This window comes from Corynebacterium pseudokroppenstedtii, from assembly GCF_019754945.1.
Taxonomy (GTDB): Bacteria; Actinomycetota; Actinomycetes; order Mycobacteriales; family Mycobacteriaceae; genus Corynebacterium; species Corynebacterium pseudokroppenstedtii.
In genome coordinates this window covers 62378-88712 of the sequence record NZ_JAEUWU010000004.1, presented here as the reverse complement: position 1 = coordinate 88712, position 26335 = coordinate 62378, and the positions used below count along the sequence as shown (strand labels likewise).

Annotated in this window: 23 protein-coding genes and 1 tRNA gene; 11 read left to right on the top strand and 13 right to left on the bottom strand. The window is 56.8% G+C overall.

Going from position 1 to position 26335, the window contains the following annotated elements; translation table 11 throughout:
• Positions 1 to 108 precede the first annotated feature (108 nt).
• Positions 109 to 1488 (bottom strand): MFS transporter, encoded by a 1380-nt coding sequence (locus JMN36_RS07665; protein ID WP_221924165.1) that lies wholly within the window; start codon positions 1486 to 1488, stop codon positions 109 to 111.
• 208 nt (positions 1489 to 1696) lie between these two features.
• Positions 1697 to 2638: a LysR family transcriptional regulator gene (locus tag JMN36_RS07660; RefSeq protein ID WP_221924164.1), complete on the bottom strand. Its 942-nt coding sequence runs from the start codon at positions 2636 to 2638 to the stop codon at positions 1697 to 1699.
• Positions 2639 to 2810: 172 nt separating this feature from the next.
• On the opposite strand from JMN36_RS07660, the gene JMN36_RS07655 reads away from it, so the two are divergent.
• The 4 genes from JMN36_RS07655 to JMN36_RS07640 all read left to right on the top strand — a co-directional run bounded on the left by JMN36_RS07655 (position 2811) and on the right by JMN36_RS07640 (position 6374).
• On the top strand, positions 2811 to 4082 hold the full coding sequence (locus JMN36_RS07655; RefSeq protein WP_221924163.1) for a flavin-containing monooxygenase: 1272 nt from the start codon (positions 2811 to 2813) through the stop codon (positions 4080 to 4082).
• A gap of 9 nt (positions 4083 to 4091) precedes the next feature.
• Complete coding sequence (locus JMN36_RS07650; RefSeq protein WP_221924162.1) at positions 4092 to 4505, top strand: RidA family protein; 414 nt, start codon at positions 4092 to 4094, stop codon at positions 4503 to 4505.
• A gap of 62 nt (positions 4506 to 4567) precedes the next feature.
• A complete protein-coding gene (locus tag JMN36_RS07645; protein WP_221924161.1) occupies positions 4568 to 5236 on the top strand; it encodes a DUF1028 domain-containing protein in 669 nt (222 codons plus the stop codon).
• Positions 5229 to 6374 carry a M20 family metallopeptidase gene (locus JMN36_RS07640; protein ID WP_221924160.1) on the top strand — a complete coding sequence of 382 codons (1146 nt, stop codon included), beginning with the start codon at positions 5229 to 5231 and terminating at the stop codon, positions 6372 to 6374. The genes JMN36_RS07645 and JMN36_RS07640 overlap by 8 nt, the downstream gene beginning before the upstream one ends.
• A 165-nt stretch (positions 6375 to 6539) precedes the next feature.
• Here the strand turns inward: JMN36_RS07640 and JMN36_RS07635 are convergent, their stop codons facing one another.
• From JMN36_RS07635 to JMN36_RS07625, 3 genes are read right to left on the bottom strand one after another with little or no spacing between them, the layout of a single operon-like run.
• A complete protein-coding gene (locus JMN36_RS07635) occupies positions 6540 to 7433 on the bottom strand; it encodes a metal ABC transporter permease (protein ID WP_236881747.1) in 894 nt (297 codons plus the stop codon).
• A 32-nt stretch (positions 7434 to 7465) separates the two neighbouring features.
• Positions 7466 to 8224, bottom strand: a complete 759-nt coding sequence (locus tag JMN36_RS07630) for a metal ABC transporter ATP-binding protein (RefSeq protein WP_221924159.1) — start codon at positions 8222 to 8224, stop codon at positions 7466 to 7468.
• 9 nt (positions 8225 to 8233) lie between these two features.
• Positions 8234 to 9235 (bottom strand): metal ABC transporter solute-binding protein, Zn/Mn family, encoded by a 1002-nt coding sequence (locus tag JMN36_RS07625; RefSeq protein WP_221924158.1) that lies wholly within the window; start codon positions 9233 to 9235, stop codon positions 8234 to 8236.
• 232 nt (positions 9236 to 9467) lie between these two features.
• Here JMN36_RS07625 and JMN36_RS07620 point away from each other — a divergent pair, with 232 nt between their 5' ends.
• A complete protein-coding gene (locus tag JMN36_RS07620) occupies positions 9468 to 10661 on the top strand; it encodes a LacI family DNA-binding transcriptional regulator (protein ID WP_221924157.1) in 1194 nt (397 codons plus the stop codon).
• 24 nt (positions 10662 to 10685) lie between these two features.
• Here JMN36_RS07620 and JMN36_RS07615 read toward each other — a convergent pair whose 3' ends face one another.
• The 4 genes from JMN36_RS07615 to JMN36_RS07600 all read right to left on the bottom strand — a co-directional run bounded on the left by JMN36_RS07615 (position 10686) and on the right by JMN36_RS07600 (position 14550).
• Positions 10686 to 11543 (bottom strand): trehalose-phosphatase, encoded by an 858-nt coding sequence (locus JMN36_RS07615; protein ID WP_221924156.1) that lies wholly within the window; start codon positions 11541 to 11543, stop codon positions 10686 to 10688.
• 8 nt (positions 11544 to 11551) lie between these two features.
• Positions 11552 to 11923 carry a 2Fe-2S iron-sulfur cluster-binding protein gene (locus tag JMN36_RS07610; RefSeq protein WP_221924155.1) on the bottom strand — a complete coding sequence of 124 codons (372 nt, stop codon included), beginning with the start codon at positions 11921 to 11923 and terminating at the stop codon, positions 11552 to 11554.
• Positions 11916 to 13442, bottom strand: a complete 1527-nt coding sequence (locus tag JMN36_RS07605; protein WP_221924154.1) for an alpha,alpha-trehalose-phosphate synthase (UDP-forming) — start codon at positions 13440 to 13442, stop codon at positions 11916 to 11918. The genes JMN36_RS07610 and JMN36_RS07605 overlap by 8 nt, the downstream gene beginning before the upstream one ends.
• A 112-nt stretch (positions 13443 to 13554) precedes the next feature.
• Positions 13555 to 14550 carry a LysR family transcriptional regulator gene (locus JMN36_RS07600; protein ID WP_221924153.1) on the bottom strand — a complete coding sequence of 332 codons (996 nt, stop codon included), beginning with the start codon at positions 14548 to 14550 and terminating at the stop codon, positions 13555 to 13557.
• A gap of 102 nt (positions 14551 to 14652) precedes the next feature.
• Here JMN36_RS07600 and JMN36_RS07595 point away from each other — a divergent pair, with 102 nt between their 5' ends.
• The gene (locus JMN36_RS07595) at positions 14653 to 15873 is read left to right on the top strand and encodes a TDT family transporter (RefSeq protein WP_221924152.1); all 1221 of its coding nucleotides are present in this window, start codon (positions 14653 to 14655) and stop codon (positions 15871 to 15873) included.
• 432 nt (positions 15874 to 16305) lie between these two features.
• Here JMN36_RS07595 and JMN36_RS07590 read toward each other — a convergent pair whose 3' ends face one another.
• Positions 16306 to 16773, bottom strand: a complete 468-nt coding sequence (locus JMN36_RS07590) for a hypothetical protein (RefSeq protein WP_012731021.1) — start codon at positions 16771 to 16773, stop codon at positions 16306 to 16308.
• Positions 16774 to 16874: 101 nt separating this feature from the next.
• Complete coding sequence (gene thrE, locus JMN36_RS07585) at positions 16875 to 18497, bottom strand: threonine/serine exporter ThrE (RefSeq protein WP_221924151.1); 1623 nt, start codon at positions 18495 to 18497, stop codon at positions 16875 to 16877.
• Between the two features lie 226 nt (positions 18498 to 18723).
• On the opposite strand from thrE, the gene JMN36_RS07580 reads away from it, so the two are divergent.
• Both JMN36_RS07580 and JMN36_RS07575 read left to right on the top strand, forming a co-directional pair.
• Positions 18724 to 18796 (top strand) — tRNA-Thr (locus tag JMN36_RS07580).
• Positions 18797 to 19319: 523 nt separating this feature from the next.
• Positions 19320 to 20219, top strand: coding sequence for an Abi family protein (locus JMN36_RS07575; RefSeq protein ID WP_236881746.1), 900 nt, complete (start codon positions 19320 to 19322; stop codon positions 20217 to 20219).
• A gap of 187 nt (positions 20220 to 20406) precedes the next feature.
• Here the strand turns inward: JMN36_RS07575 and trhA are convergent, their stop codons facing one another.
• Together trhA and JMN36_RS07565 are read right to left on the bottom strand one after the other, a co-directional pair.
• Positions 20407 to 21117 (bottom strand): PAQR family membrane homeostasis protein TrhA, encoded by a 711-nt coding sequence (trhA, locus tag JMN36_RS07570; RefSeq protein ID WP_221924149.1) that lies wholly within the window; start codon positions 21115 to 21117, stop codon positions 20407 to 20409.
• Entirely contained in the window at positions 21114 to 23198 is a 2085-nt protein-coding gene (locus JMN36_RS07565; RefSeq protein WP_221924148.1) for an alkaline phosphatase family protein, read from the bottom strand. Before JMN36_RS07565 ends, trhA begins: the two co-directional genes overlap by 4 nt.
• A 308-nt stretch (positions 23199 to 23506) precedes the next feature.
• Here JMN36_RS07565 and JMN36_RS07560 point away from each other — a divergent pair, with 308 nt between their 5' ends.
• From JMN36_RS07560 to JMN36_RS07550, 3 genes are all read left to right on the top strand, one after another.
• Entirely contained in the window at positions 23507 to 24409 is a 903-nt protein-coding gene (locus tag JMN36_RS07560; RefSeq protein WP_221924147.1) for a S1 family peptidase, read from the top strand.
• 86 nt (positions 24410 to 24495) lie between these two features.
• Positions 24496 to 25470, top strand: coding sequence for an ATP-binding cassette domain-containing protein (locus JMN36_RS07555; protein WP_370659572.1), 975 nt, complete (start codon positions 24496 to 24498; stop codon positions 25468 to 25470).
• A 42-nt stretch (positions 25471 to 25512) separates the two neighbouring features.
• Complete coding sequence (locus JMN36_RS07550; protein WP_221924145.1) at positions 25513 to 26277, top strand: ABC transporter permease; 765 nt, start codon at positions 25513 to 25515, stop codon at positions 26275 to 26277.
• Positions 26278 to 26335: the final 58 nt, after the last annotated feature.

Below are 26335 nucleotides of genomic sequence, written 5' to 3'. Positions count from 1 at the left end.
GGCTGAATGCAAAGTCGGAGTATCAGAGTCCCGGGCGACCAGTGCGCGCTGGTCTGGATGGAGCCTGCAGCGTTTGGGTAGGCCCACACGGGGAGCGCGTGGGAGTGGTTAAGTAAGTCTCGGGTCCCGTTGGCCATTTAGATCGGTCTTCTGAGTCGACGGGGACTTTGCTTTCTTCAGGTCTGATGCGTGCAGGAGGGCGATCCCTTTAGTCTCGGGAATGGTCGCCACCGTGATAAGGCCGATCATTGCAACGACCATCAGGGTGTAGGCGGGAATCATGTCATTTCCAGTAACGTAGATAAGCCAGGTATTGATGTAAGGAAGAGTTCCAGCGAAGAATGCGCCCGCAATCGAGTAAGCTATGGAAAGACCTGACTGGCGGGTGCGGGTCGGGAACAACTCCGACACTGTTGCTGAGTGGGTACCTAGGATGAGCGCTAGCGGAGCTGCCAGGCCTAGGGTGGCCAGCAAGCTGTGAGCTACGGCACTGCTCTTCATTAAACTAAACAGGGGGAACGCTACCACGAGAAGCAGAATTCCAGCAGTGAAAAGGATTGGCTTACGCCCGATCCGGTCCGAAAAAATGCCGGAGAGGGGGATGAGCAGGATGGCAATGAGAGAGGCGACTGTGGAGAGCGTGGAGGCTACACCCGAATCAATACCGGCGACGGTCTCCTGGTAGGTCAGCAAATACACCATCACGACGTAGAAGGTACAGTTCATGAAGATTTCAATGCCAATTGTTTGGAAGAACTGTTTTCCATTTTGCCGGAAAACCTCTTTGATGGGGGCGTCGGGCACAGCGTCCTGGTCCTGCAGTACCTGAAATTCGGGGGTGTCCTCGATTTTCAGGCGAATCCACAGACCGATCGCAGCGAGCGGCACTGTCAGGAGAAACGGGATTCTCCAGCCCCAAGCGGTTGTTTGATCGGTGGTGATTGTCATATGCATGCCTGCGACGACCAGAGAAGCGAGAAGGAAGCCGAGAACGGAACCGAATTCAATCCAGGAGGTTCCGAAGCCACGGCGGTGCCGCGGTGAATATTCCGCGAGGAAAGCGGCTGCAGAACCAAACTCGCCACCGGCCGCGATTCCCTGAATTATGCGAGCAGCCACCAAGAGGATAGGCGACCAGATCCCGATTGTGGAGTAGGAGGGCAGTAGGCCAATGAGGAGAGTGCCGGCTGCCATCATGATGATGACTAGGGATAAGGTGCGTTTCCTGCCCAGAGTGTCGCCGATGTGGCCGAAAATCACAGATCCGAGTGGGCGGACGAAGAAGGCCACTGCGAATATTGCGAACACGGAGAGGAGAGCCGCAGTATCGCTCTGCTCGGGGAAAAAGACGTGAGAGATTGTGCTCGCTAGGTAGGCATAAATTGCCCAGTCGAACCAGTGGACCAAGACGCCGATGGCGCCCGCGATCGTATTCTTTTGTAAGGCCTTAGCCGTTGAGAATTTTGGGGCTGTAGTAGGGACGCTCATGAGGGTTCCCCTCTCTATTGGGTGAGCGCCACACGGTGACAGCGCACCGCGAGGCAGATCCTTAGTGGAGTTACCTACAGCCCAATAGGTGACTCACACCATAGTCAGATTTTCGAGATCCTGTCTAGGTCTACCGTCAAAATCCTTCTGCAGTCGGTTCACGATGGGGCCAAACGGCCGTTCATCCCACCGAAGCGAGTGCGGGTACTCAGAAATTCACCGTGCCTCGCATGAGTCCAGAGGAATGCACTTGTTCGAATTCCCTGCGACACACTTCTACGAAGGCGTTAGCTTTGCTGGAAAGGACCTGCTCAGCCAGATGAACGACGCCTATGCCTAATTCGACTCCAGGATCCTCGACAGGAATGCACACGAGCGTGTAACCATCGTTCGTGAGGTTGTGCAAGGGAGCATGGTTGAGGAGAGTGAAGCCGTGCCCCCTTGCCACCATGGAACGCACAGCCTCGAAGCTTTGGAATTTGTACCGAACATTCGGCTGTATTCCACGCTGCCGGAAAATCGAGAGGAAGTAGTTGGAGGATTTTCCTAGATCAAGCAGCACCATCGGTTCTTTCGCAAGGTCGGTTAGGCGGACCGATGAGCGGGAGGCGAAGGGGTGGCCCGCGGCGAAAGCGGCGTAAAGAGTAGCAGTGGCCAGGGGGATGAATTCCACTTCGTTGCCGTAATCGAAGTCATAAGATACGACGGCCTCGACGTCCCTTCGTACGAGCATCGGGGCAATCTCGCCAGCGGTAATTTCTTTCGTAGTCAGCTGGATCTCAGGGAAGCTGAGTTCGAAGGCCTCCACGAGTCGAGCGAGCCAGAATTGTGCCAGAGTGACAAAACAGCCAGCTTTGAAACGCCCGCTAAGTTCGTCGCTTCCGACGGCTTCGTGAGCTTCATCGACTGCCTGTAGGAGAGCAAGTCCGGCCTCATAGAACCGCCGTCCGCTTTCTGTGAGGATTACTCCCTTGGCGCGCTTTCGCTCCAAAAGTCTCGATCCAAGTGACTTCTCCAATTGCGCGATAGCGCTCGAAATTGACGATTGGGCGACATTCAATTCGTCGGCAGCGGCACTCATCGACGCTAGTTCGGCACTGCGACAGAAGTACATGACCTGCGGAATTGAGAAGTTCGGGACCTTCTTCATAGATAAAAATGATATAGAACTTCGGAAATTACCGCTTGAATTTCGATTTTATCTTTATGGATCATTGTTTCAACGGACACTGCTTCTCCCGGGATTGTTGCACCGGTAGAGGACAAGCCCCAGTCAGCCGTTACTCTCTCAGTTCATCTGCGACGTCCCGAAAGGAGCAACCTTGTCCATTACTAGAAAAGAGGTTGTAGTCATTGGCGCCGGTCAGGCGGGGATCGCCACCTCAGAGCATCTAGCGGCCAAAGGACTTGACCACGTGGTGTTGGAGCGTGATCAGATCGCATCGCGCTGGCGTAAGGAACGTTGGGACTCCCTTGTTGCCAATGGTCCGGCGTGGCACGACCGCTTTCCCAACATGCGTTTCACCGGCGATCAGGAGCGATTCGCCAAGAAAGAGGAGGTTGCCGACTACTTCGTTAACTACGTCGAGAAGTTTGATTTGCCGGTTCGTGAGGGGGTGGAGGTCAAGCGCGTCACCCGCAGGACAAGCGACCACGGCTTCACCGTGGAGACTTCAGATGGCGACTATGAGACTGAGTTCATCGTGGCCGCGACGGGTGCCTTCCAGGTTCCGGTGATCCCTGCCGTGGTGCCCGAGGAGGACGGGATATTTCAAATGCACTCCTCGAGCTATCACCGCCCCAGCGAGGTGCCCGACGGTGGCGTTCTCGTTGTTGGAGCGGGCTCGTCTGGGGTTCAGATCGCTGATGAACTCAATGATGCAGGTCGCACTGTGTATCTCGCGGTCGGTCCCCACGACCGGCCGCCGAGGTCGTATCGGGGCCGTGATTACTGTTGGTGGCTAGGTGTATTGGATAAGTGGGACATGGCCACGCCGGGATCGGGCGCGGAGCATGTGACGATTACGGTTAGTGGCGCCAAGGGCGGCCACACCGTGGACTTCCGAGACCTAGCGGATCGCGGGATTACTCTAGCGGGAAGAGCCGGTCCTTATGCACACGGGGTTATGAAGTTTGCCGACGATGTTGCCATCAACATTCACAATGGTGACGAGAACTATTTGTCTCTCTTGAGGGAAGCCGACCTCTACGTGGAGCGAAACGGCTTAGATCTCCCTGAAGAGCCTGAGGCATACGAGCTGCGAGACGACCCTGAGTGCGTCAAGAGTCCCATTAGGTCGCTCGACCTTAAAGCGAACGGCATCAACAGTATTGTCTGGGCTACTGGATTCGGCCGAGACTATCAGTGGTTAGACGTAGCCGAAGCGACCAATCATCTTGGCGTCCCTCAGCACGTGCGTGGCGTTTCCGCTGCCCACGGAGTGTATTTTGTGGGGCTTCCTTGGCAGTCTCGCCGTGGCTCATCTTTCATATGGGGTTCATGGCACGATGCCAAATACGTCGCCGACCAGATTGGCATCCAACACATGTACATGGAGTATCCCTCTCGGGACGACCAAACGATATTTTCCTAGGAGAAGCACATGAAATATAACCGCATTCGGCCGTTCAACACTGCGGACACCTACCCCGAGCAGAATCTTTCCAATGACCTTTGTCAGGCCGTCGTTGCAAACAATATGGTGTTCCTCCGCGGCCAGATAGGCCAAGACTTAGATACCCGTGAATCCGTAGGTATAGGCGACGTTAAGGTTCAAGCGGAGAAGGCGATGTCCAACATCGCCATGCTTATGGAGGAGGCCGGTGGTTCCTTAGAAGATATTGTCAAGGTCACCGTTTACCTCACAGACATTCGCTATCGTGAGGCCGTCTACAACGTGATGGGGAAGTGGCTTAAGGGCGTCTTCCCTGTCTCCACCGGTCTGGTGGTCGAGGCCCTTGCGCGACCGGAATGGTTGGTGGAAATTGACGCCACGGCTGTCCTCAGTGACAAGTAGTCTGAGGGACACAAAGTGTGACTACGTGGGGCTTCAGTGCTCCGAGAAAGGTTAAATCCACGATGACGTTCTCCATTCTTGCGCGTGATGAAACCGGAGCCCTCGGCCAGGCTGTGTCTTCATCTTCACCAGCGGTTGCTGCACGATGCCTTAACCTTCGTTGCGACATCGGCGCCGTTTCGTCTCAGAACATCACTGACCCTCGGTTCGGTCCGGCGCTTCTTGATCAGCTCGAGAAGGGTGAGACCGCCGTTGCAGCGCTCAAATGGCTCGAGACGAAGGATGACACCCTAGATTTCCGGCAGATCACCATCCTGCCGGCAAGGGGTGAGGGTGTTTCCCACTCCGGCGCTAAGACTCTGGGGACACATAGTCAAGTTGTAGGAAAAGACTGCGTCATAGCTGGAAACATGCTCGCCTCCGAGGACGTACCACAGAAGATGCTTGAGGTCTTCGAATCCGTCGCAGGCGATCTAGAATACCGGCTCTTGGCCGCCATGAAAGCCGGTTTGGAAGCTGGAGGAGAAGCAGGGCCAGTACATTCGGCAGGCTTGGGAGTGGTGCGCAACTCCGGCTGGATGGAAACGGATCTTCGAGTCGACTGGTCCGAGCGCCCGCTAACTGATCTGGAAAACCTCCTTGAAATATGGATGCCACAGCGGGACGACTACGTCACCCGCGGTATCAATCCCTCCACTGCACCCGCTTATGGAGTACCTGGGGATGAGTGATCAGATCCAAGACCTGAAGAAGCAGACCTCAACCTTTTTGTCGGATAACAGAGCCGAGCTCATCGAGCTGTCCGAGTGGTTGCATGCACACCCAGAGATAGCTTGGGAGGAGGTTGAGTCGTCGAAGCGCTGCGCAGAGTTTCTTCGTGAGCGAGGTTTCTCTGTCGAGCATCCCTATCTCGGATTCGAAACTGCCTTCCGTGCGGTGAAGGGAAGAGGGAACTTTACTATTGGGATAATGGCCGAGTACGACGCCCTTCCCGGGATTGGTCACGCTTGTGGCCACAATCTGATCGCCAGCATGTCGATCGGTGCTGGTCTGGCGCTCGCGAGCGTCGCCGACGAGTTGGGTATATCGGTTGAGGTCATCGGTACTCCCGCTGAGGAAGGCAAGGGGGGAAAGATCGAAATGCTCGACCGCGGCGCCTTCACGAACTTGGACTTCGCGATGATGGCGCACCCAGCGCCCGTTGACGTGGCGCGCGCTCGTCCCTTTGCCGTGCTGCATTGGGAGATTAACTTCTCTGGTCATGCGGCCCATGCCGCTTCTTACCCGACACAGGGGATAAATGCCGCAGACGCCTTCACGGTTTCGGAGGTCGCGATCGGCTTGTTGCGTCAGCAACTTCCTCCGACTGTTAGGGTCCACGGCATGATCACCAAAGGTGGCGACGCCCCGAACGCGATCCCGCACCGTACCCAGGGCCGTTGGTATGTGCGTGCCTCCACAATGGACGAACTCGAAGAGACCAGCAAGAAGGTCATCAATTGCTTCGAGGCCGGCGCCTTGGCTACAGGGTGCACTGTTGCCATTGAAGATGAGTCAAAGCCGTATTCAGACTTCGTCACGGACGAAGATGGACTGTCCTTTTACGAGGCGAACGCCGTGGCCTTGGGTCGAGATTTGCGCACAGAAGGGCCAGAGACGCTTATGTGTCATGCATCCACGGACTTCGCCAACGTCTCGCACGTCACCCGGGCCATCCACCCCTACATCGGTGTGGAGTGCTATCCGGTGCTTAATCATCAGGCGGAGTTTGCAGACGCTTGCACAGGCGAGATTGCGAACAAGACACTTCTCGATGGAGCCACCGCGCTAGCGTGGACGGGAATCGACGTCGCCAACGCAGAGAAGTAATTCGGCCTGCCCCACAAAGATTGGCTCGTATCGATGGAGACGGCAATTAAGTCATAGCGAAGCCAGCGACTAGTTCCCCGATAAACGGTAGGGAATGGAATTCGCGTTAGCGTATAGGGTTCCGCTCAACGCGGTCTTACTGAGGACGGTTCCCCCAGAGGGAAACTACCCATAATGTACTGGAGTGGTTTCGCGCGACGTAGCCTCCGATCCGATGATGACACGCTGCGTTCGCCACCCAATGAGGCGGCATACCAGGTAGATCGCGAACGAAATCGTCGTGACGAACACACTGACGGGGAGCCCGGGAGCCAGGGAGAGAACAAGCCCGCCCACTGCGGACACCTCGGCGAAGATCGTCGATAAGAGGACTGCTTTTCGTGGCGACGCTGTGACGTGAACGGCTGCCGCGCCGGGGGTGATGAGCAGGGAAACGACGAGGAGCGCACCGACGATCTGCACCCCTTGCGCGGCGACGAGTCCGACGAGGGCGGCGAACACGATGCTGATGGTGCGCAGGGGTATGCCGCTTGCTGCGGCGACGTCGGGGTCAACGGACGCGAAGAGAAGCGGGCGCCACAGTAAACCGAGCGTCGCGATGACAATGATGGTGATGGCGATGAGCATCCCCACAGCCGCGCCGGACACGCCCACGATTTGGCCGGTGAGCAGAGAGAATGCGTTGCTCGCTTTGCCGGGATAAATGTAGATGAAGAGGACGGAGAGCCCCATCCCGAAGGAGAGGATCACGCCGACGGTGCTGTCGGTATCTCGCATTCCGAGCACCGCGAGGGCGATGGCCGCCACGATGGATCCGACGACGGCGCCGGCACCGACATTAATCCCAGCGAGTAGCGCAGCCGACGCCCCCATGAGCGCAAGTTCCGATGTGCCGTGCACGGTGAATGACATGCGCCGCATCACGATGAGAGGTGCGATGAGCCCCGAGATGATCCCGAGCAGTGCGGCGGCCAGCAGGGCGTGGTGGACGAAGGGGTAGTGCAGGAGTTCGGTGGTGTCACTCCACCAGGTGTCCCAGGTGATCGTGGTGTTGGGCATGAAGCGGTGCGCTCTCCTAAACGATGACGTGCCTAAACGATGACGAGTCTGCCGTTGACGTGAACCACATCGACGTGGGTGCCGTACAGCTCGCTGAGGACGTCGGTCGTGATGACGTCGTCAATCGTGCCGATAGTGTGGCCATTCGGCGCAAGGTATAGCACGCGGTCGGTGACGTCGATAACGGGATTGATCGTATGCGTGACGAAAACGACGGCCGTGTTGTGGTCGCGTCGTTGTGCGTCGATGGTCCGGATCGCTTGCTTTTGTGCAGCGTAATCCAGGCTGAGCAAGGGTTCGTCGCACAGGAGGATATCGGGGTGCGTTGCGATCGCGCTGGCTTGACGGATCAGCTGCTGCTGGCCGCCAGAGAGGTGGCCGATGCGCCTATTTGCCAGGTGTGCCGCGCCGACGGTGGTGAGTGCCTCGGTGATCTGCGCTGCTGGGAGCCGTCGGCGGCGAAAGATACCGTGCCCACCGGATAGACCGACAATGTCCCGCGCGCGCAGTGGCAGCGTCGGGCTGAACATGCGTTGCTGTGGGATAAAACCGGTGGTCCCGTTGACATGGACATGCCCTGAGGTCAGTTTTCGCGTCCCGGTGAGGGCACCAAGGAGCGTGGATTTTCCTACGCCGTTGGGCCCGAGGACGGTGAGCCATTCGCCGGGGTTCAGCGTGAGGGACAGGTCGGTCCAGAGTGGCTCGATACTCGCTTTGCTGAGTTCGATGACGGCCCCGGAGGTACGGTCGGTAGCCCCGGCGTGACGGTGAGTAGTGCGCGGATTGTTCACGCGTTGGTCTTACTCCTTGCTGGCATCGTGGAGCCGTTGGACGGCCTCAGAGAAAAAGTCCAGGTAGTGGGTGCCTTTTTCCGGTGTTTCGTAGATATCCACAACCGGGATTCCCGCCTTCTTGGCAGCGGAGACGAGGTCCTTGGACACACTATCTTCGGTTTGCGGATTGTTAACCAGAATATCGACTTTCTTATCGTTGATGAGCGACGTGAACTCGGCAACATCAGCCGCGGATGGATCCGACTCCTTCAACGACGCACTGAGATAACCGTGCGGAGTCACATCCTCCATGGGGGATTCCTTTAGCAGGTACCCGGAGACGGACTCGGTGCTCGCCACCTTCTTGGCTGGCAGTGCCTTGATCTTCTCATCAATAGCGTGGAGTTTGTCGCTGAAGTCCTTGGTCGACGCCTTGATATCGCCGTTCTTGTCATTCAGCGTGTCCGCAATCTTTGTTGCAAAACTGTTGACGGTGGCGACGTCGTACCACACGTGAGGGTTGGTGGGCAGGTCGGAATCATTGTTCGCGTCGTGATCGTGCGCGTCTTCGCTCTCGTGATCATGCGCATCATGCGCGTCCGCGTCATGGTCGTGCCCATCATTCTCGTCCCCGTCGTGATCATGCTCCTCCTGAGGGAGGGCAGTGATGACGGTGGCGTCGGAACTGGCGTGCTCTGTCAGCCAGGTGTCGTACCCGGCCCCATTCCCGACGACGACGTCGGCGTCCTTAATCTTCGCCATATCCTTGGCGGAGGGGTTGTAGTCGTGGGGGTCGACGGAATCGCCCTCGATCAGGCCCGTGATCTTGACGTGGTCGTTGTCCTCCGCGATGTCGTGGACGACGTCGGCCCACAGCGCGGTTGATGCGACGACATTCACAGTGTCCGACGAACCAGACGTCGGGGAGGAGTCGTCTGAGCAGGCCGTGAGCCCGCCCATTCCGGTAAGAAGCCCAGTGGCGAAAATGAATGCTAGTGCTGACTGTCGCCTATTTTTTATCGCTCGCATGTCCCCCAATGAACCACTAATGAAATATGATGTCAATTGGTTTTCTTAAGCCCCTCCCAGCCCCGATAATGCGGCTTATTGACAACCAAAAGAGTTCGGGCACACCTCAGGGCAGAAAACAGATCATGGGCGCAAAACAGAAACCAAGCGCCCGCACCCAGCAAGCCTGCCCTCACCCCGGAATGCGCGAAAGCCCCTTCCCGGTAGTGTCGAAGGTCTAAGATTGCTACACATGAGTCCGCGGCGATCCCCGAAAAATAGTCATAAGGCTACGTTGGCGTCACTCGCGGAGGCCGTCGGGGTGTCGCGCACAACGGTGTCCAACGCCTACAACAAACCCGACCATCTGTCGCCCGAAACTCGCGCCCGCATCTTCGCCACCGCCGACAAGCTGGGGTATTCCGGTCCAGATCCTGCCGCCCGCTCTCTGCGGACGCGCCGGGCAGACGCGATCGGCGTCCTTTTTACGGACGAACTCACCTACGCTTTCGAGGACCGCTCGTCGGTCGATTTCTTGGCGGGCTTGGCGGAGTCCTGCCAGGTTCTGGATTCCTCCCTGGTGCTCATTCCCGCTGCTCCCGGGCGTGCCGCGTCGGGAATTAACCGCGTGGCGCAAGCCGCCGTCGACGGTTTCGTGGTGTATTCGGTCGCCTCGGACGATCCCACGTTGGAGGTTGTGGCCTCGCGCGGCCTCCCGACTGTCGTGTGCGATCAGCCGTATTCCACACCGAAGCTGAAGGATTACGCTTTCGTCGGCATTGATGACCACGCTGCCATTCAGCCCGGGGTTCAACAGCTTATCGACGCCGGCCACCGGAAAATTGGTGTGTTGTGCATTCGTCTTGACCGTGAGGCCAACGCGGGCGAGGTGTCCCCGCAGCGCCTGCGTACTGCCCACATGCATGTGCAGAAACACCGTGTTGAGGGCATCGTCGATGTGATCCGCGGTGCCCACCCGGATTCGGCGGAGGACATTCCGATCGTGGAGTGCTATATCAACGACGCCGACGGCACTCGCGATGCCGCCAGCGCGTTATTGGATGCGCACCCGGGCTTGACCGCCGTGGCATGTACAACGGATTCCTTAGCGCTGGCGGTGATGCAGTGCGCTGCTGCTCGTGGGTTGTCCGTGCCGGGCGACCTATCGGTTACCGGGTTCGACGGTATCGACCTCGCTGTGCAGCAGCAGATCACCACGGTGTCGCAGCCGAACAAGGACAAAGGGCGGACGGCTGGTCACGTTCTTCAGGACCTTATTTCCGACGCCACACGGGGAAAAGGAAGCACCGGCGCGTCTTCTTCCAGGAGCACGGTGACATCTATCAGCTCTGGTGGTGCCCGCGGTCAGGCATCGGCAACCCGCGGTTCACACACGCTGTTGGAGACGACGTTGATCACGGGGCGCACGGTCGGCCCGCCGCGGTAACGCCGCACTCTAACGTCGTCGCCGCTATAACACTCCGTTCTCAGTGAGGTACTCCCGCCGCATGGTGGCCAAGCGCTGGTATACGTCGGCAATAGCGTCGGTATCCGGAACACGCAACACAGCCGCGGTGTGAGAGTCACCGACCTTAATGGACACATCATCGCCATGAAGGACGCGGAACGCGTTCTCGTCGGTCGTGTCATCGCCCGCATACACGATGGCGTCAACGTTGTACCGGTCGCGGGCGCTTTCCAGCCATTTGCCCTTATCGACCTCCATGATCTGCGCTTCCAGAATGTGCTTGCCGTACATGTAGGACCCCGTCGTCCCATCCAGCAGCGAATCAAGGATGTCAGCGAACTTTTGCTGCAGCTGGCGTTCCAGCTCGTCATTATTCATCGCCACACCATGCAGGCCGACACCCAGCGGTTTTTCCTCCACAAACATGCCCGAGTGCGGAGCGCTATCGGCCACGGCATGTGCCTCACGGATCATCCGCCCAAGGAGCTTCTTTTGCTCCTCATTGGGCTCGACGCCACTGCCGTCATTTGCTTCAGCACCGTGAGACCCCGCCAGAATTATTCCGGAGATGTCGCGAACATCATCGGGGCCGTCGTCGGCAATGTTTTGTCCCTGTGGTCCGGTGCGGCGGGCGAGGCGTTCGAGTTTCGAGATGTCCCGCCCGGAGACGAGTGCGCCGAAAGTGTGCGGCATGTGGGCGAGGTCGATGATGGCATTCATGGCGGTGGGATTCGCGGTGACGGCCATGGCGTCTTTGTTGAGCGGTGCTAAGCAGCCGTCGAAGTCGCTGGCCAGCATCAGTGTGGGGCTGTGGGCAGCGGTGCGAAGGGCCCGGTTAATGTCATCGGACGGGGTAAACACTCGTTCTCCTAAAAGTCGTAGCTGACGTCGAATTTTCCGCCAGGAGTGTCGGACACAGTTTGGCAGGCTAAGGTCATGTCGTCGGCGATGTCGTACTCATCCAGCACATTGTTGTGCACCATGTGTGTTGTTGCATTGTCATGGGGTTCGACGACGCACTGGCAGGCGCCACATTCGCCCTCGGTGCAGCCGTAGGGTGCGTCCAAGCCCGCGTCCAACATGGCGTAGAGGAGTCGTTTCCCCGCGGGCCATTCGATATCTTCCTCCGTGTCCTCCATGAAGACGTGCGCGGTGGAGGGCTTTGCGTCGGAAGGGGTGGCGGCGGAGTCGTCAGCGGGGTCGTCGCCCGCGGAGTTGTCGTCGGGAATGCTGTTAGTCATTGTCGCTCTCTAAGCAGTCGAGGAATGCTGATGCCCAGGCGTGGACGTCGTGTTCGGTCACTTCGTTGAACATGGACATCATGCGGTCACGCAGGTCCTCTTTCTTCGCCACCGCTGCGGAGTGAACCTGCCGCTTGATCGAATCAATGTCATGCGGGTTGCACAGGAACGCTCCATCAAGCTCAGCCGCGGCACCCGTAAACTCGCTGAGCACCAGCGACCCCGTGCCATCCGGGTGACACGCCACATACTCTTTGGCGACGAGGTTCATGCCGTCCTTCAGGCTCGTGACCAGCATAATGTCGGCCGCCTTGTAGTAGGACACGAGGTCCTGGAAAGGAATAGACCGGTGCATATAGGTGACCGCGGAGTGCCCAATGCTGCTGAAGTGGCCATTAATCCGCCCGACGGCTTCTTCCACTTGCCGACGCGCCACCTTGTAATGCTCAATCCGCTCGCGCGATGGCGTTGCCACTTGCACGAACGTGGTGGTCTCGGGGTCCAGCGCACCGGTTTCCAGGAGCTCCTCGTACGCTTCGAGACGCTGGAGGATTCCCTTGGTGTAGTCCAGCCTGTCGACGCCGAGGATCAGGGTTTCTGGGTTGCCCAGTTGAGAACGCACCTTCTCCGCGTCGGCGTCTTTGGCGGCGGCAGTCACTGACTTCGTGTCGATAGAAATCGGGAATACACCGACGCCGACGGGGCGGCCGTCGGATGCGGTGATCGTGGCGGTAATTTCCCTCATGCTGGCTTTGCCACGGACGGGGAGGCTATCCGGCTGTCCCGTACTGGGTGTCGCGAACCCCCCGACGTCGCGGGACAGCTCCAAGAAGTTCGTTGCGTTGTGAATGGAATGGAAACCGATAACGTCTGCCCCCAACAGGCCACGGACGATCTCCTCACGCCACGGAAGTTGCCGGAATAACTCTGCTGGTGGGAACGGAATATGCAGGAAAAAACCGATTTTCAGGTCCGGGCGCATTTGTCGCAAAATGCCGGGCAGCAGTTGCAGTTGGTAGTCCTGCACCCACACTGTTGCGCCTTCCGCTGCGCGCCGGGCTACTTCCATGGCGAAGCGCGTGTTGACGTCGCGATATGTTACCCACCAGTCGCGGTTAAAAATCGGCGTCACGATCAAGTCGTGGTATAGGGGCCACAATGTGGCGTTGGAGAACCCCTCGTAGTATTCGCTGTAATCCCTCTTGGTCAGGCCCATCGGGATCAGCGTGATGCCTTCGTCGGTCGTGAACGGGTCGGCGACGGGGGTTGCCGTGGGGCCTTCGGATGTCGCGCCGGGCCAGCCGATCCATGCACCTTCGTGTTCTTTGAGGACGGGTTTGAGCGCGGTGACCAGGCCACCCGGGCTTGGTTCGAAGTGCTTGGTGCCGTCGGGGTCGATCTCAATATCGACGGGTAAACGGTTAGCGACGACGATGAACGAGTAGGTGTCTTTCACGGTGTCGTCGGTGGATGCGTCGGCGTGCGTGTCGGTGCCGGTGGTGTTGTCGGTTGAAGGCATGGTGTTGGTACCTCGTTTGGGTTGATGGGTGCTCCGGATGTTTCTGTCTTCCAGGGTAGTGCCGAAGGAGCCAATGCAGCGACTGCGGCCTAGCTCCGCGGTCGCTGTGATCTCAGCGTCTTTTTCGCCCTCGTGCGCTGGCACGTGTTGCAGTGGCACGCGTTGCGCTGGTCCTCGTCGCCGAAGCCCGAGCCGCGCTGGCCCGCGCCGCCTCCAGGAGTGTGCGCGCGGATCCGCGTAGCGTTGTGCCCTTCCTCCACAAGGCCCGAATTGGCCGTGACAGACGGGTGTCGTCGATAGTGATTTCGCTTAACCGGCCGTCGGCTATCTCTTGTTCCACCACACAGCGTGGAAGGATCGCTGGTACCCGCGTCGCCAAAACTGTTGACTTGATGGCGGTCGCTGATTCAAGTTCGGCGAAGGGTGCTTGAAGAGCCTGGGGGAGGACGCGCTCGATGGCGGACCGGGTACCTGAACCGGGTTCGCGGACGATGACCGGCGTTTGGGCGACCGTGAGCGGAGATACGTGACCGAGCTCGGCCCATTCATGATCAGGTCGGACCACAAGGGTGAGATAGTCGGTGGTAATGACCGTGCTCTCGAAGTAATCCTCGGTAGGGATGCCTTTGAGTTCCGGCAGGGTGAGGGATTCGATAAACCCAATCGTTGCGTCCCCGCTGGCAATCGTGTGGGCTACCTGTTGGCTATTGCCCGTCGTTATGGCAAACCGGACTCCGGGGTGCGTGTCGGTGAGGCGGGCAATCCAGCGCGGAATGTAGTGGTCGGTGACGGTCTGGCTGGCAGCCGCTCGAATAATGTGATGAGCAGGGTCTTTGTCGAAGGAAACGGTGTCTGCCAAGCTGTTCGCGCTGCGGATGACATCGCGAGCGTGGTTGATAAATTCCCTGCCTTGGGGCGTGGGATGCGTTCCCCGTGGTGTGCGGCTGACCAGGGTGAACCCCAGAATAGATTCGGCGCTGCGCACTCGCTCAGAAACACCTTGCTGAGTCATGCCCATCTGCCGCGCCGCCGCACCGAGGGATCCTGTATCGGCGATAGCGATCAGTATTTCCAAGGTCCGAAGATCGGGGATTTGAGCGAGCGACATGGGCCCATCCTAGGCTACTTGTGACAGTCACAGGAAATACTTGTGACTACCTAAAGAAATAGTGTCTGTTCAGGCTAAATGTTGATGCATAGGCTCATTGCCATGACCATGACTGCTACTGAAACTGCCTCGTCCGAGCCCGTGCTCTCTCGTATCCGCCCAGCCCGGTCCCACCCTCGCCCTCGTCGGCAACCTGCCATCGTCCCACCGGCCGGCCCCGCGTGGTTCGGCTCGATTATGGGTACCGGGATTCTCGCTAACCTTCTGGTTTCTGTCGCATTACCTCGGTTTGGGGAAGGTAGCTTTCTTGCCGACGTTACTCTGACGGCCGCTGCAGTCGTCCTGGTTATCGGGTGGATCGCGTTTATTGGCCTGACCGTGGGGTTCGTCGGGCGGTGTCTTCGTCAGTTTAAGGTTTTCCACCAGTCGATCGTCCACCCCGAGCAATGCACGGCTTGGGGAATGGTGTCGATGGGGATACTCTCTCTTGGCTCAGCTACCCCCATTGTTCTTGATGAGCTCACCAATTCTGGGGCCGGATCGCATAACTCAGCTGCGAATCCGATCCAGTGGCTAGCGCCTCTCCAAGGCCTCGGGTGGAGCATTGATCTCACCTTCTGGTGGATCGGCACCATCCTCGGCATCGTGACAGCGTTTGGCTTCGCGTTGGTAGTCGTGCGAAATCGCTGGTCCGAACCGCGTCCGGTCTGGGGGCTACCCATCGTTCCGCCGATGGTGTCTGCGACAACCGGCGCAAGCCAGCTCTCCCATATTTCGACGATGTCACTTCGTATGACCATGCTGATCGTGAGCGTCGGTTGTTTTTTCGTTGCCCTGACCCTTGGCGCCATCATTTTTGTTGTGGCCTACGAACATGCCTGGCGACGCTCACCACTACCACTGGCAGCGTCCGCCTCGGCGTGGATTCCGCTCGGTATCGTCGGCCAATCCACGGCGGCAGCTCAGGCCATTGCTCACCAGATCGACGCAGTGATTACTCCGGCGGGGCAGCAGTGGGTTCAGGCGGCGGCCAACCTTTATGGGCAGGTGATCCTTGCTTGTGGAATACCACTGATTGCCTACGCAGCCTTCTGCACAATTCGAGGATTTGCTGGACGCATGCCCTTTAGCCCTTCGTGGTGGGCGCTGACATTCCCAGTGGGAACGTTGTGCCTGGGTAGTCATCTTCTTTCACACGGGACGGGCTGGGAATGGATGAACTGGGTCAGCCTCGGGTTCCTCGTCCTTCTAACTCTCCACTGGCTAACGGCCTCTGCGGGAACCGTCAAGGCTCTCAGCGGAAAGGTGTTCGCGACGGCCTAGATGGCCGAGCACTCGGCATCGTCGTTGTGCCGCGCTAAGGGGTGACAGCAACAGCGAGGGTAATACGACAGAAGGCGGTGCGGACAGAATCGTGGGGCGCGAAGCGCCGACGCGCGGAATCAGGAGCCGGTACACAGAAAACTGCAGGGAAGCTACACCTGAAGCCCAAAAGTGCGGGAGTGTATGGTCAATTTTCGGCCATTTTTTAACCATATTCCCCCGCAGTTTTCACCACCGACTCTGATATACCCGCGCAGTTTTCCGGCACGCGGACACACTTTTGTCGTATCACGGAAAAACGACCACCCCCGCAATGCAAAAGCGACCGCCTCCGCGCGTGTGGCGCATTAGGTGGTCGCTGCTTGTCGTGCCGTCGAGCCCGGCCCTATTAAGTAGCCAAAGCTCAATACCGCTTCTAATTACCCCGACTAATTATGAGGACTTCTTAGCCGTCGATTTCTTGGCCGTCGACTTTTTCGCGGTGGATTTCCGCGTGCTCTTCTTCGCCGCGGATCCGGACGATTTCTTCGTAGTTTTCTTGGTGCTCTTCTTGGTCGACTTCTTCGTGCTCTTCTTTGCTGAAGACTTAGTCGACTTCTTGCTGGTTTTCTTTGTGCCCTTGCCGGTGGACTTCTTACCGGTCGATTTCTTGCTGGACTTCTTGGCTGCTTTCTTCTCCGGTTTCTTGCCGGGGATTTCGGGTTCGCCGAGTTCTTTGGCGACTCGACGGTAGATCAGCCCTTTGGGTTCGACGCCCAGCATGCTGGTCAGCGTGGTGTAGTCAAAGAAGTCCTCTGCATATGTAGCGACGATGCGTTGGGCCGCGATAGCTGTTTCTTCTTCGACGGCGTGCAGTGATTCTGCGTTGGTTGCCCGTTTATCAGTGACCTTGGGGGGCACAAATCCTCCTGGAAAATCCTCCTGGGATGGATGGTGAACAGAGTAATGGTAGCTCACGCGGCGGGTTTCGTGGTAGCCGCCACCGTGGGTTTTTCCGGTTCTTATCGACGACGCCACTGCGAGCGCACTTTTGTGTTTCGGTAGGAACGGTTGCGCCAGCGAGCCCGGATGGATCCCGTGTTCGGTGTCCGAGGGGCCCCGCGGCTATTGGTGCGTTGGCCATTAGCCCGGGGGCCATTGACGCGCGACCCGTTGGTGCGCGCCTTCACCGCGAGCGGCCGTCGGACGATGTTGCGGACTCCGCGGTAAGCAGTGGCGATGCGGGGCCGTCGTAGTCTGCGCGCAATCCATTCACCAAGAACGACGCCCGCCGCCAGGCTCGTGGCGATGGCAAAGGCAGTGGCCATGGAAGAGAACCCGATGGACGGCCGGTCGTTGAGGAGCGAATACATGCCGCGGTAGAGGGCGAAACCGGGCAGGAGTGGGGTAATGCCCGAGACTGCGGTAATCAGCGGTGGGATCATGTACCGGCGGGAGAGCAGACCACCGAAAAGTCCGATGAGCGTGGCGGCCATGCCGGAGGCCGCGATGGTTCCGAAGCCGATGGGGATGAGGATCATGTAGTAAATCGCGGCACCGATGAGGGTGGTGACCGTCGTGATGACGGTCGATCGCAGGCGCGCGAAGCACGCGACCGCGAAGAATGCGCCCGCCAGTGCCCCGGACACCGTAATAACCACGTTTTGCACGACGTTGGTGGACGCCGACCCCTCAAATCCGGGGAGAGGAATGCCCAGGCGGGAAGCGATATTGAGCCCGAAGGCAACGCCAGCGATTATGGCGCCCGTGGAGAGCGCGGCTTCGAAGAATCGTGCAGACGCCGTGACCGGCGCGCCCGTGATGCCGTCTTGGAGCGCTTGAACCAGGGTGAGCCCGGCCAGCATGGCGACGATTCCAGCACCGATACAGACCGACGGGTTGACTTCTATTCCATAATGTTGGCCCACGTGATAGGCCAGGGCGGCGGGGACGGGGGCGACCAGCCCGCCGAAGACGTTTTGGAAGAACAACGGCAGCCCGTGTCCGGCCAGCACCGCGGATCCCCACATGATAACGATGGCTGAGAGGCAGGAAATGATGGCCTCGGGTAGGTGTCCACCGATCATGAACGCCACCGATCCGGTGAAAACGCCCCACATGATCAGCACAAACGCCGAGTTGTAGGTCGGCGGCGCCGTGACGATTTCGTGGAGTTCGTCGGCAGCTTCGGCCCGCGTGAATCCACCGGTGAGGATGCGTCGGACAAGAACGTCGATTTCCTCTAATCGGGCGAAGTCCATGCTGAGTTTACTGACGACGCGGAACGCCGAGAGCGCGCCTTCCGTGGGTCCCATGGTGGTGTACAGCATGAGGGTGTTGAGGGTGATGTCGACGTGGACGTCGTGAATACCGTATGTTTCGGTGATCGCGTGCATATGGGCTTTGACGTCCCCGTTGCTCATGCCGCTGGCCAGGAGGACGTCGCCAATGCGGGCGGCGAGGTCGAGCACCGCGTTGATTTCGTCGGCATTGGTGAAGTCGATGGGTTTTAGCGGCGACGGTGCCGGGGCGGCTTTGACGGCGTCGATGGTGGCGACAGGATTGGACCCGCCGGCGGTGGTGCCGGGGGCGCGGGAGCCAGCGACGCGGCGGAATGCCTGGCTGAATCCTGAGACAAAATCCATGGGGAGACCGTTGCCTTCGCTGATCGGGATCGGTGGGGTGAGGAATCTTTGTGGTCACAGGCTACGACAGAACCTATGGTGCGGGCGAGTGGGGTGGAGCCAGGGATTGTTTGCGCTGGTGGTGGGGTACTTGTTTCGTTGTTGGTGCAGTTATGTGTATTATGGCGGGGCTGGTTAACGGAACCTGGCCGGGTATTCATGCTTGGCGCGGGTCAATGCCCAGTGTGCTGGAGTGGCGCAATCGGTAGCGCAACGGTCTTGTAAACCGTAGGTTGTGGGTTCAAGTCCCATCTCCAGCTCAAAATAGCAGGTTGGGGGTTGAAAGTTACCTTTGAGGCGTTCTTGAAGCCGAAAGGGTCCAAAAGATGTCCAAATAATAGGTCACCTGCACCGCTGCATAGCTGCCTCAAAACCCGATTCGTTACGGCTTCGCGGACCGCAGAACGCATCGTAGCCCAGCCCAGTAGTATTGCACTTCGCGTGTAGGCGTCGCTGTAAGCTAGCTCGCGGAAAGACGTTTGAAGTACAGCACCAATTGCGCTGTGGAGTGCGGTCTCGTCGCGCACTCCGTAGTTTGCATAGACTTCTTCATCTCTTATCGAAAGCACTATGGCCAGACTAGTTTTGGTTTTTGTTGTCATCCCCCGATGTTGATTCAATTCGGTCTTGGTTCCCTGGGTGCTTTGCGCTTGTTGTATTTTCGCTAACCGGCACGTATCCTTAATTACAACATGACCGGTTCCGCTGCCTATTTCGATGGGAGTCCAGGGCCGGTCTTTGTTTTAGAAAGGCACCAGACCATTGAGCCCGGCGAAACGCTTCGTGACCTACGATGACCAGGTCAAACTCCTTTGTGCACGGGGGATGCACATTGAGAATGAGGATCGCGCCAAGGATATTTTGGCGTGGCTGAACTATTACCGCTTGTCGGGGTATTGGTATCCGATGCGCCGCTTCGACTACGGCACTCGGAGAAAGTGTAATAGTTTCATCGAAGGTTCATCTTTTGATTTAGTAGTCGAGCTTTATAAATTTGACGAGCGACTTCGGCACGATGTTTTTATGGAGCTAGATCGTGTTGAGATGGCTATTCGAACGATGCTCGGATATGAATTGGGCCGTCTTCATCCATTGGTCTATCTTGATCCAAAGAGTTTAGGAGCTCGGGCGGAACAGCGACGTAGAAAAGATAATCGTAGGAAACATGACGTCTGGCTAGACAAATACGAAAGAGCCTTGGAAAATTCCAAGGAGGTTTTTGTTACCCACCACAAAAGGAAATACGGTGGTGAGTTGCCGATATGGGCAGCAGTGGAGATTATGGACTGGGGGATGTTGTCTCATTTATTCGGAATGTCGCCGAACATCGTGCGGAATCGTATTGCTGAGCGATGTGCGCTGACTGCTCCCCAATTGGAATCTTGGCTTAAATCGTTGAATATTGTTCGCAACTATGCCGCCCATCATGCTCGGATGTTTAACCGTGTTTATGACATTAAGCCCAAGCTCAGTGATGATCAACGGCTGAGCTCAGTAGCCGGGAAAATGAATCGTACGTTTGGTCAGCTATCCTTAATCCAATACTTGCACCGTCAGCTTCATTTATCTCCGGCAAAGCGTTTGCCAGAGCTACTGGATGCTTATCCAGACAACCGAATCGTCCCATTGGAGAGGACAGGAGCTCCTCGTAACTGGTCAGATCTTCCGCTCTGGGTATGTTAGTTTCAAAATACTCGATGTCTTTAGAGTTATTTTATTAAAAGTAATGTTTGCTGGACAATCTCAAACGTTTTAAATGGTTAAAGTTACTTCGGCTTCGAAGATTAAATACCGACAGAGTGTCCGCGCCACCTCTAGCCAAGTAATCGGTTATAACCGCAAAATAGCTGAGCGTTCTCTTCGATACCTCTTAGCTCACCACCAATAACCAGATAGCAATGTGGTGCAACGCGGCCGCGACGATGGTGCTTGCGTGGAACACCTCATGGAAGCCGAACCAGCGTTCGGACGGATTGGGGTGCTGGATCCCGTACACAACGGCGCCGAGCGAATAGATAATCCCGCCGACGATAATTAAGACCAGGGCAGCAACGGGCACAAGTGATACCAGAGCAGTGGCTTTTACCACCACCAGCCAACCCAAAACAAGATAAATAACGACATCAACCCAGCGGGGATGGTTAGGCCACAGAAGGTTAATCGCGACGGCCCCACCTGCAGCGATCCACGCAGTAGGGAGGATCCACAGTCCGTCGCTCATCGAGTTAAACGCGTACACCGCGACGGGCGCATAAGTGCCCGCAATAAAAATGGCGATCATGGAGTGGTCCGCACGTCTCCATATATCCACGGCCCGTTTCGTCTGCCATGGCACTCGGTGATAGAGGGCCGACACCGTAAGCATTCCAAGCAGGCACACGGAGTAAAGAACGATGGCAGCGATGAATCGAGCACTGTTATGGAGTGCAGCAGTGGTGGCCACTAGTGCGGTACAGGTACCTGCGAAATAGATGGCGGCAATTTCATGCAGGCGGCCACGAAAAATGGGCCTGGGCCCGCGATCATACGGCACGGCGGAAGCTGCATGATGTCGTGGCGAGTCCACCGAATCAGGAGTCATAGAGGAGAGTGTATGTACGAATGATGCACGGTGCCATTGGTTTCAAAGTGAAACTCCGCTGGGCCTTTCACGACGATGGCGTAGCGGCCGTCTCTCGCTGTGGGGATCTCAAGGGTCACCGTGCCGCGAACGTCGCACACGATGACGTCTTTCCCAGGTGTTCCTAAATTGCCGTCGTCCGCGCCCACACGGTGGTTGACTGTGGCCGTTCCCTCACGACGCTCCGCTAGGTCGTCTTTTGTCTCGTCGCTCGGCTCACGTTTGTTTTCTAACCGAATAGGGCTTGTCATTCGTACCGGGTCTTTAGCTTCGTGGAAGCAAAACACCAGAAAATTCGCGGTGGCAGGACCGTCGTTAGTCAGGTGGAGCCGGATAGATTTATCGGAGGATTGCTCCGTAGTTGCTGCAGATAGTCGGTAGGGCAGGGGTCGCTGAGGACGTCGGCCTGCTTCTTGCTGTGGCATAATGCCCTTTTTTGGTGGCTGGGGGTGCCAGCGCGGCTCCAGCTCCGTCATCGGTGGTGGCTGGGATGTAGGTGTAAAAGGCTGAGGGTGGGAGAAATCAAAAGCACTGGTTAAGTCTCCGCTAATTGTGCGGCGCCATCGCGACACGGTGGGAACCGAAATTCCCTTCCACGCCTCTAAAAATTGTGCCGCAGAGGTGTGGTCGAAGACCTCTGAACAGCGATATCCACCGACGCTCCACGGAGACACCACAATCATGGGCACTCGGTTGCCGAAGCCGAGGGCTTTCTCCTGGTACCACTCGTCTGTTTCACTCCGTGGTGGTCGTGGTGGTGGAACGTGGTCGAAATATCCGTCGTTCTCGTCGAAAGTGATAAATAGTACGGTGTGTTTCCACACATCAGGGTGCTTTCCCAGAGCATCTAAGAGGCGATAAATAAGGTTGGCCGACGCTCGTGGTGACGAGGCTGACGGATGTTCAGATTCCTTGCTCGACGGCACGATCCAGGAGACAGGTGGTAGCGTTCCTACGGCGATGTCGCGCTCAACTCGCTGAGTTATTGTGTGCGGCTCAGAGCGATAGAGTGCGCGGTCGAAAATACGTCGCTCCGTTGGCGTTAACTGGTTAAGCTTTCGTGTTAGTTCCTCGGTGAGTTGTTGCACCGTAGAGTGGTCGTTCGTTTCAGTCGCGGTGGCGAGCGCCGAGTAGTAATTCTCTCCGAAGTCGTTGTAGTCAGAGAAAGCTTTCTCCGAAATTCGCTTGGTGTAACGGAAGTACTCGAGGTTGTTATCGGTGAAGTTGTCCCACTCTTGGTATACACGCCAGTCAATGTCAGCATTATCCAGGATTTCCGCTAGGCAAGGCCAGTCGTAGCCGGGGTGTCCGTCATCGTAGGCTCGGTTATCCACAGCTCGTGTCGACGGGGACGCGGGCTCGAATCCCGTGTAGCCGGAGAAATAGTAGTTTCGGTTAGGCGACGTGCTCGTCGGCACGGAGCAAAAGTACTGGTCGCACACCGTGAATGTGTCGGCGAGTTCATATTGGAATGGCAGGTCGTGCCGGTCGTAATAGGCCATGGTGGAGGGTGTTTTGGCCTCTATCCAGTTATCGCACCATCCGCCATGTAAGGCAGAGGTGCCTCCTTTCCATTCGTGGTCGAGAGCGTCGACATTTTCCGCGTTCATTGACTGGCGGCCGGCAGCGTCTCGAATGGAGAAGGGCAGAGTTACGGCCCCGCGCGAGTCTTTTTGCTCGAACACCGTTCCGCCGGTTCGTTGAGGCAGTGGGTGGAAATCACCGAAACCTTGAACGCCCTTGAGGCAACCGAAATAGTGATCGAACGCACGGTTTTCTTGCATGAGAAAAATAACGTGGTGAACATCCTGGAGGGAACCAGCAGGTGCGGCGGTAGCAATTTGCTGAAGAATAGACCGGGGGAGAAGTGAGCCACCAAAAGTAGAAGCGCCGACGGACGCTGCGCCGGCTGCTGCGCCTTTGAGGAACGAGCGCCGGCTCAGGCCCGTACGTTGTCCGCGAGGCCGGTCCTGTTCGCCGGATGTTTGTTTGTCGGGCTCGTTGTTGTCCTGGGGATTAACTGCGTGCTGGAACCTTTTCACAGGGTTTGTAGCGTATCTGGGGAAGGGAAACATGAGGTGACAGGCGCATGAAATCTAAAAGAAAGGAACTCACACAAATGCGATCGTGCTATCAGTGCGTTCGGTGGGAAAGGACTAAATGAGGTGTTCTCTTCTCGTGAGTTAATTGGATAGCTCTCTAGGTAGTTGAGTGTTATGCCTGATTGTGGGGGTGATAATAATCTCGATCGCTCCGTTAATGCTGCTAAGTGAATGTAAAATGTGCCTATGAGTAGTGGGGCAAAAAATTATTAGCAGGCGTCGTTGCTGTTGCGCTAGTAGCTGTCGTTGTGTCTCGAAATAATGATGATTCGGACAAATCCAGCTCGCCAGAGACTTCAGTTACACAGAAGATAGAACCATCGTTCAATCCTGATTGGTCGAATCAGACCCGACGTTCACGTCCGACTATCGATCAATCTCAAGTCGGCGGTGGCAACCTCGGACGGGCTGCAAGTGGACAACGAGTGCGGCAGGATTCTTCCATACCTCAGAAAAGAAAAATTCTTCGGAACTCCCAGGACTTTGAATCACTGGAACAAGGTAATCTGTTTACGCCCGGTGGAAAATATTATATTGAGGATTCAAACGGTAATGTTAGTAAATGTTCCTGGGGTTGGACGGTATATGACCCAGGTAACTCAGGTCGTGTTTTTAATCTCACTGCGGGACATTGCGGCAATAAGGGCGACAAAGTTTATCTGGAGACCGACGATGGTGAGGAAGTCAATGTAGGTGAATTTGTATGGAGCGCTCTCGATGGAACTATGGAAAACATTGGTCCAGGAAGAGACTATGGATTGATCGAGATTTATCCTAAGTACCGCAAATTTATTCATACGGCTCCGGGGGTCACATGGGGTGGTGTTCCAGTCACAGTGAAAGGTTTTTGGGGTCCGAAAGAATTAGAACAGATTAGGCCATATACTTGTCGCCTGGGCTGGCGTTCGGGTTTGTCGTGCGGAGATTACCAGTCAATGGTCTCGAAATATTCATTTGAGTTTGATGGCATTCAGGACCACGGCGATTCTGGCGGGATCGTATGGGCTACGGATCCGAGGGATCCATCTAATGCGACTGCCTACGCAGTAGGTATAGCGAGTTATGGTAGTGAAGAGGATGCTACTACCCCAGGGGCCAAGGTCATTCAGCCCGTACTCGAAGGTTTAGGTCTTCAGTTGGTGACGTCGTAGGTTTTTCGCCGAGGGGTTGTGTCCCGTGCCAAGCTAGCCGGTTTTCTGGCATGATGTGAGCCATGCCTAATAGCCCTGGTAAGCCGATGATTGAAGCGCATGACCTGACCCAAACCTTTCGTGGTCGCGGTCGTGATAAGAAACCGGTAAAAGCCGTCGATGGTGTGAGTTTGCACGTTGATCCCGGCGAAATTATCGGCTTCTTGGGCCCTAATGGTGCTGGTAAGACGACGACGCTTCGCATGCTCACGACATTGTTGAAGCCGACGAGCGGTTCTGCCCGTGTTGCAGGCTTCGACGTGGCTACCCAGCCCGTGGAGGTCCGTCGCCATATCGGGTATGTCAGCCAGGTGGGCTCGGCCGGTTCCAATGCGCACGCAGGTGAGGAACTGGTGGATCACGGCATGCTGTATGGTTTACGTAAAAAAGATGCGCAACGTCGCGCACATGAATTATTTGAACAGTTTAGTTTAGATGGTTTGTGGGACAGGGAACCCAAGAATATGTCGGGCGGTCAGCGCCGGCGTCTCGATATCGCGATGGGGCTGATCCATAGCCCGGGCCTCGTTTTCCTTGATGAGCCGACGACCGGCCTGGATCCACAGGCGCGGAGCAACCTTTGGGACCACATTCGTAGCCTTCGTGAAGATCAAGGTGCAACGATTTTCTTAACAACTCATTATTTGGATGAGGCGGATGCTTTAGCAGACCGGATCATTGTTATCGATCACGGACGAATTATTGCATCAGATACAGCAGAGAATCTGAAGAGCTCGGTGTCTGGGGATCATGTTTCTCTCCGCCTTGATGACGCCACCTGCCAGGCTGACGCCACGGAGATCATCACCCGCGTGATGTCAGGAGCAAATGCGTCGACAACTCCTGATTTAAAGGTGACTGGCGACCTCATAGAAGCAGACCTCTATAACTCCGGCCATCTGTTGCCGGATCTGATCAGGTCGTTAGATGAGAAGTCGATCGGTATCGCGGATCTTAATGTCCGGCGCCCCACCCTGGATGACGTCTTTTTATCACTGACTGGCCGGTCGTTGCGAGATTAATTCTCCACCATGTTATTTTGAGGATATTTCAGAGGATATTTCATGGGTATATCTAATTTCTTCCGTGAGAGTTTCATTATCTGCCGCAGACAATTGCGCATGAATCTCCGTAACCCCGCCTGGATCATCATCGGCTTATTGCAGCCGGTGATGTATTTGGTATTGTTCGGCCCCTTACTTAAGCCATTGACGGCCCAATTCGGTGCGACGAACGCCTATACATTCTTCGTCCCCGGTTTGCTGGTTCAGCTGACCGTTTTCGGTGCGATGTTCGTCGGCTTTGGCGTTATTGCCGAGTGGCGTGACGGAGTGATCGAAGCTGAGCGCGTTACCCCAGCTAGCAGGACTGCGCTGTTATGTGGGCGCCTCATGCGAGACGTGACGCAACTGGGCGTCCAATCCACCATCCTCATTGCCTTGGGTTATGCGATGGGGATGAAAGCGCCTATTGCGGGTGTGGTCCTAGGTATGATCATCACGCTGTTTGCCGGTGCGGCCTCGGCGGCTGCGTCGAACGCGCTGGCCTTGACCAGTAAAGACGAAGATGTCATGGGTCCCCTAACCAACATGCTTATCATGCCTATTCTCTTGTTATCCGGGATCATTTTGCCGATGTCACTGGCTCCCGCATGGCTCGAACGTCTATCGGACTTTATGCCTACTCGATATATTGTCGACGCTGTTCGTGCAATCTTCGCGGAAAACCCTGATGCTGCCACGGTGACCTGGGGAATTCTGTGGTCACTTGTTATTTTCTTTGCCGGTATCTGGTGGGGGACTCGTACATTCCGTAAAGAAAATTCATAGCAATAGCCCGGATTGCACCATAGACCGTGAATAAAAGTCATGAATAATCGTTAGGGAA

What these genes read in the sequence shown, in the direction of transcription:
- JMN36_RS07650 (WP_221924162.1), top strand. Translation starts at nt 4,092, where the DNA reads ATGAAATATAACCGCATTCGGCCGTTCAACACTGCGGACACCTACCCC.
- trhA (WP_221924149.1), bottom strand. Translation starts at nt 21,117, where the DNA reads ATGACTCCTGATTCGGTGGACTCGCCACGACATCATGCAGCTTCCGCC.
- JMN36_RS07550 (WP_221924145.1), top strand. Translation starts at nt 25,513, where the DNA reads ATGGGTATATCTAATTTCTTCCGTGAGAGTTTCATTATCTGCCGCAGA.
- JMN36_RS07605 (WP_221924154.1), bottom strand. Translation starts at nt 13,442, where the DNA reads ATGCCTTCAACCGACAACACCACCGGCACCGACACGCACGCCGACGCA.
- JMN36_RS07620 (WP_221924157.1), top strand. Translation starts at nt 9,468, where the DNA reads ATGAGTCCGCGGCGATCCCCGAAAAATAGTCATAAGGCTACGTTGGCG.
- JMN36_RS07665 (WP_221924165.1), bottom strand. Translation starts at nt 1,488, where the DNA reads ATGAGCGTCCCTACTACAGCCCCAAAATTCTCAACGGCTAAGGCCTTA.
- JMN36_RS07555 (WP_370659572.1), top strand. Translation starts at nt 24,496, where the DNA reads ATGATTGAAGCGCATGACCTGACCCAAACCTTTCGTGGTCGCGGTCGT.
- JMN36_RS07640 (WP_221924160.1), top strand. Translation starts at nt 5,229, where the DNA reads ATGAGTGATCAGATCCAAGACCTGAAGAAGCAGACCTCAACCTTTTTG.
- JMN36_RS07600 (WP_221924153.1), bottom strand. Translation starts at nt 14,550, where the DNA reads ATGTCGCTCGCTCAAATCCCCGATCTTCGGACCTTGGAAATACTGATC.
- JMN36_RS07660 (WP_221924164.1), bottom strand. Translation starts at nt 2,638, where the DNA reads ATGAAGAAGGTCCCGAACTTCTCAATTCCGCAGGTCATGTACTTCTGT.
- JMN36_RS07635 (WP_236881747.1), bottom strand. Translation starts at nt 7,433, where the DNA reads ATGCCCAACACCACGATCACCTGGGACACCTGGTGGAGTGACACCACC.
- thrE (WP_221924151.1), bottom strand. Translation starts at nt 18,497, where the DNA reads ATGGATTTTGTCTCAGGATTCAGCCAGGCATTCCGCCGCGTCGCTGGC.
- JMN36_RS07625 (WP_221924158.1), bottom strand. Translation starts at nt 9,235, where the DNA reads ATGCGAGCGATAAAAAATAGGCGACAGTCAGCACTAGCATTCATTTTC.
- JMN36_RS07610 (WP_221924155.1), bottom strand. Translation starts at nt 11,923, where the DNA reads ATGACTAACAGCATTCCCGACGACAACTCCGCGGGCGACGACCCCGCT.
- JMN36_RS07595 (WP_221924152.1), top strand. Translation starts at nt 14,653, where the DNA reads ATGACCATGACTGCTACTGAAACTGCCTCGTCCGAGCCCGTGCTCTCT.
- JMN36_RS07645 (WP_221924161.1), top strand. Translation starts at nt 4,568, where the DNA reads ATGACGTTCTCCATTCTTGCGCGTGATGAAACCGGAGCCCTCGGCCAG.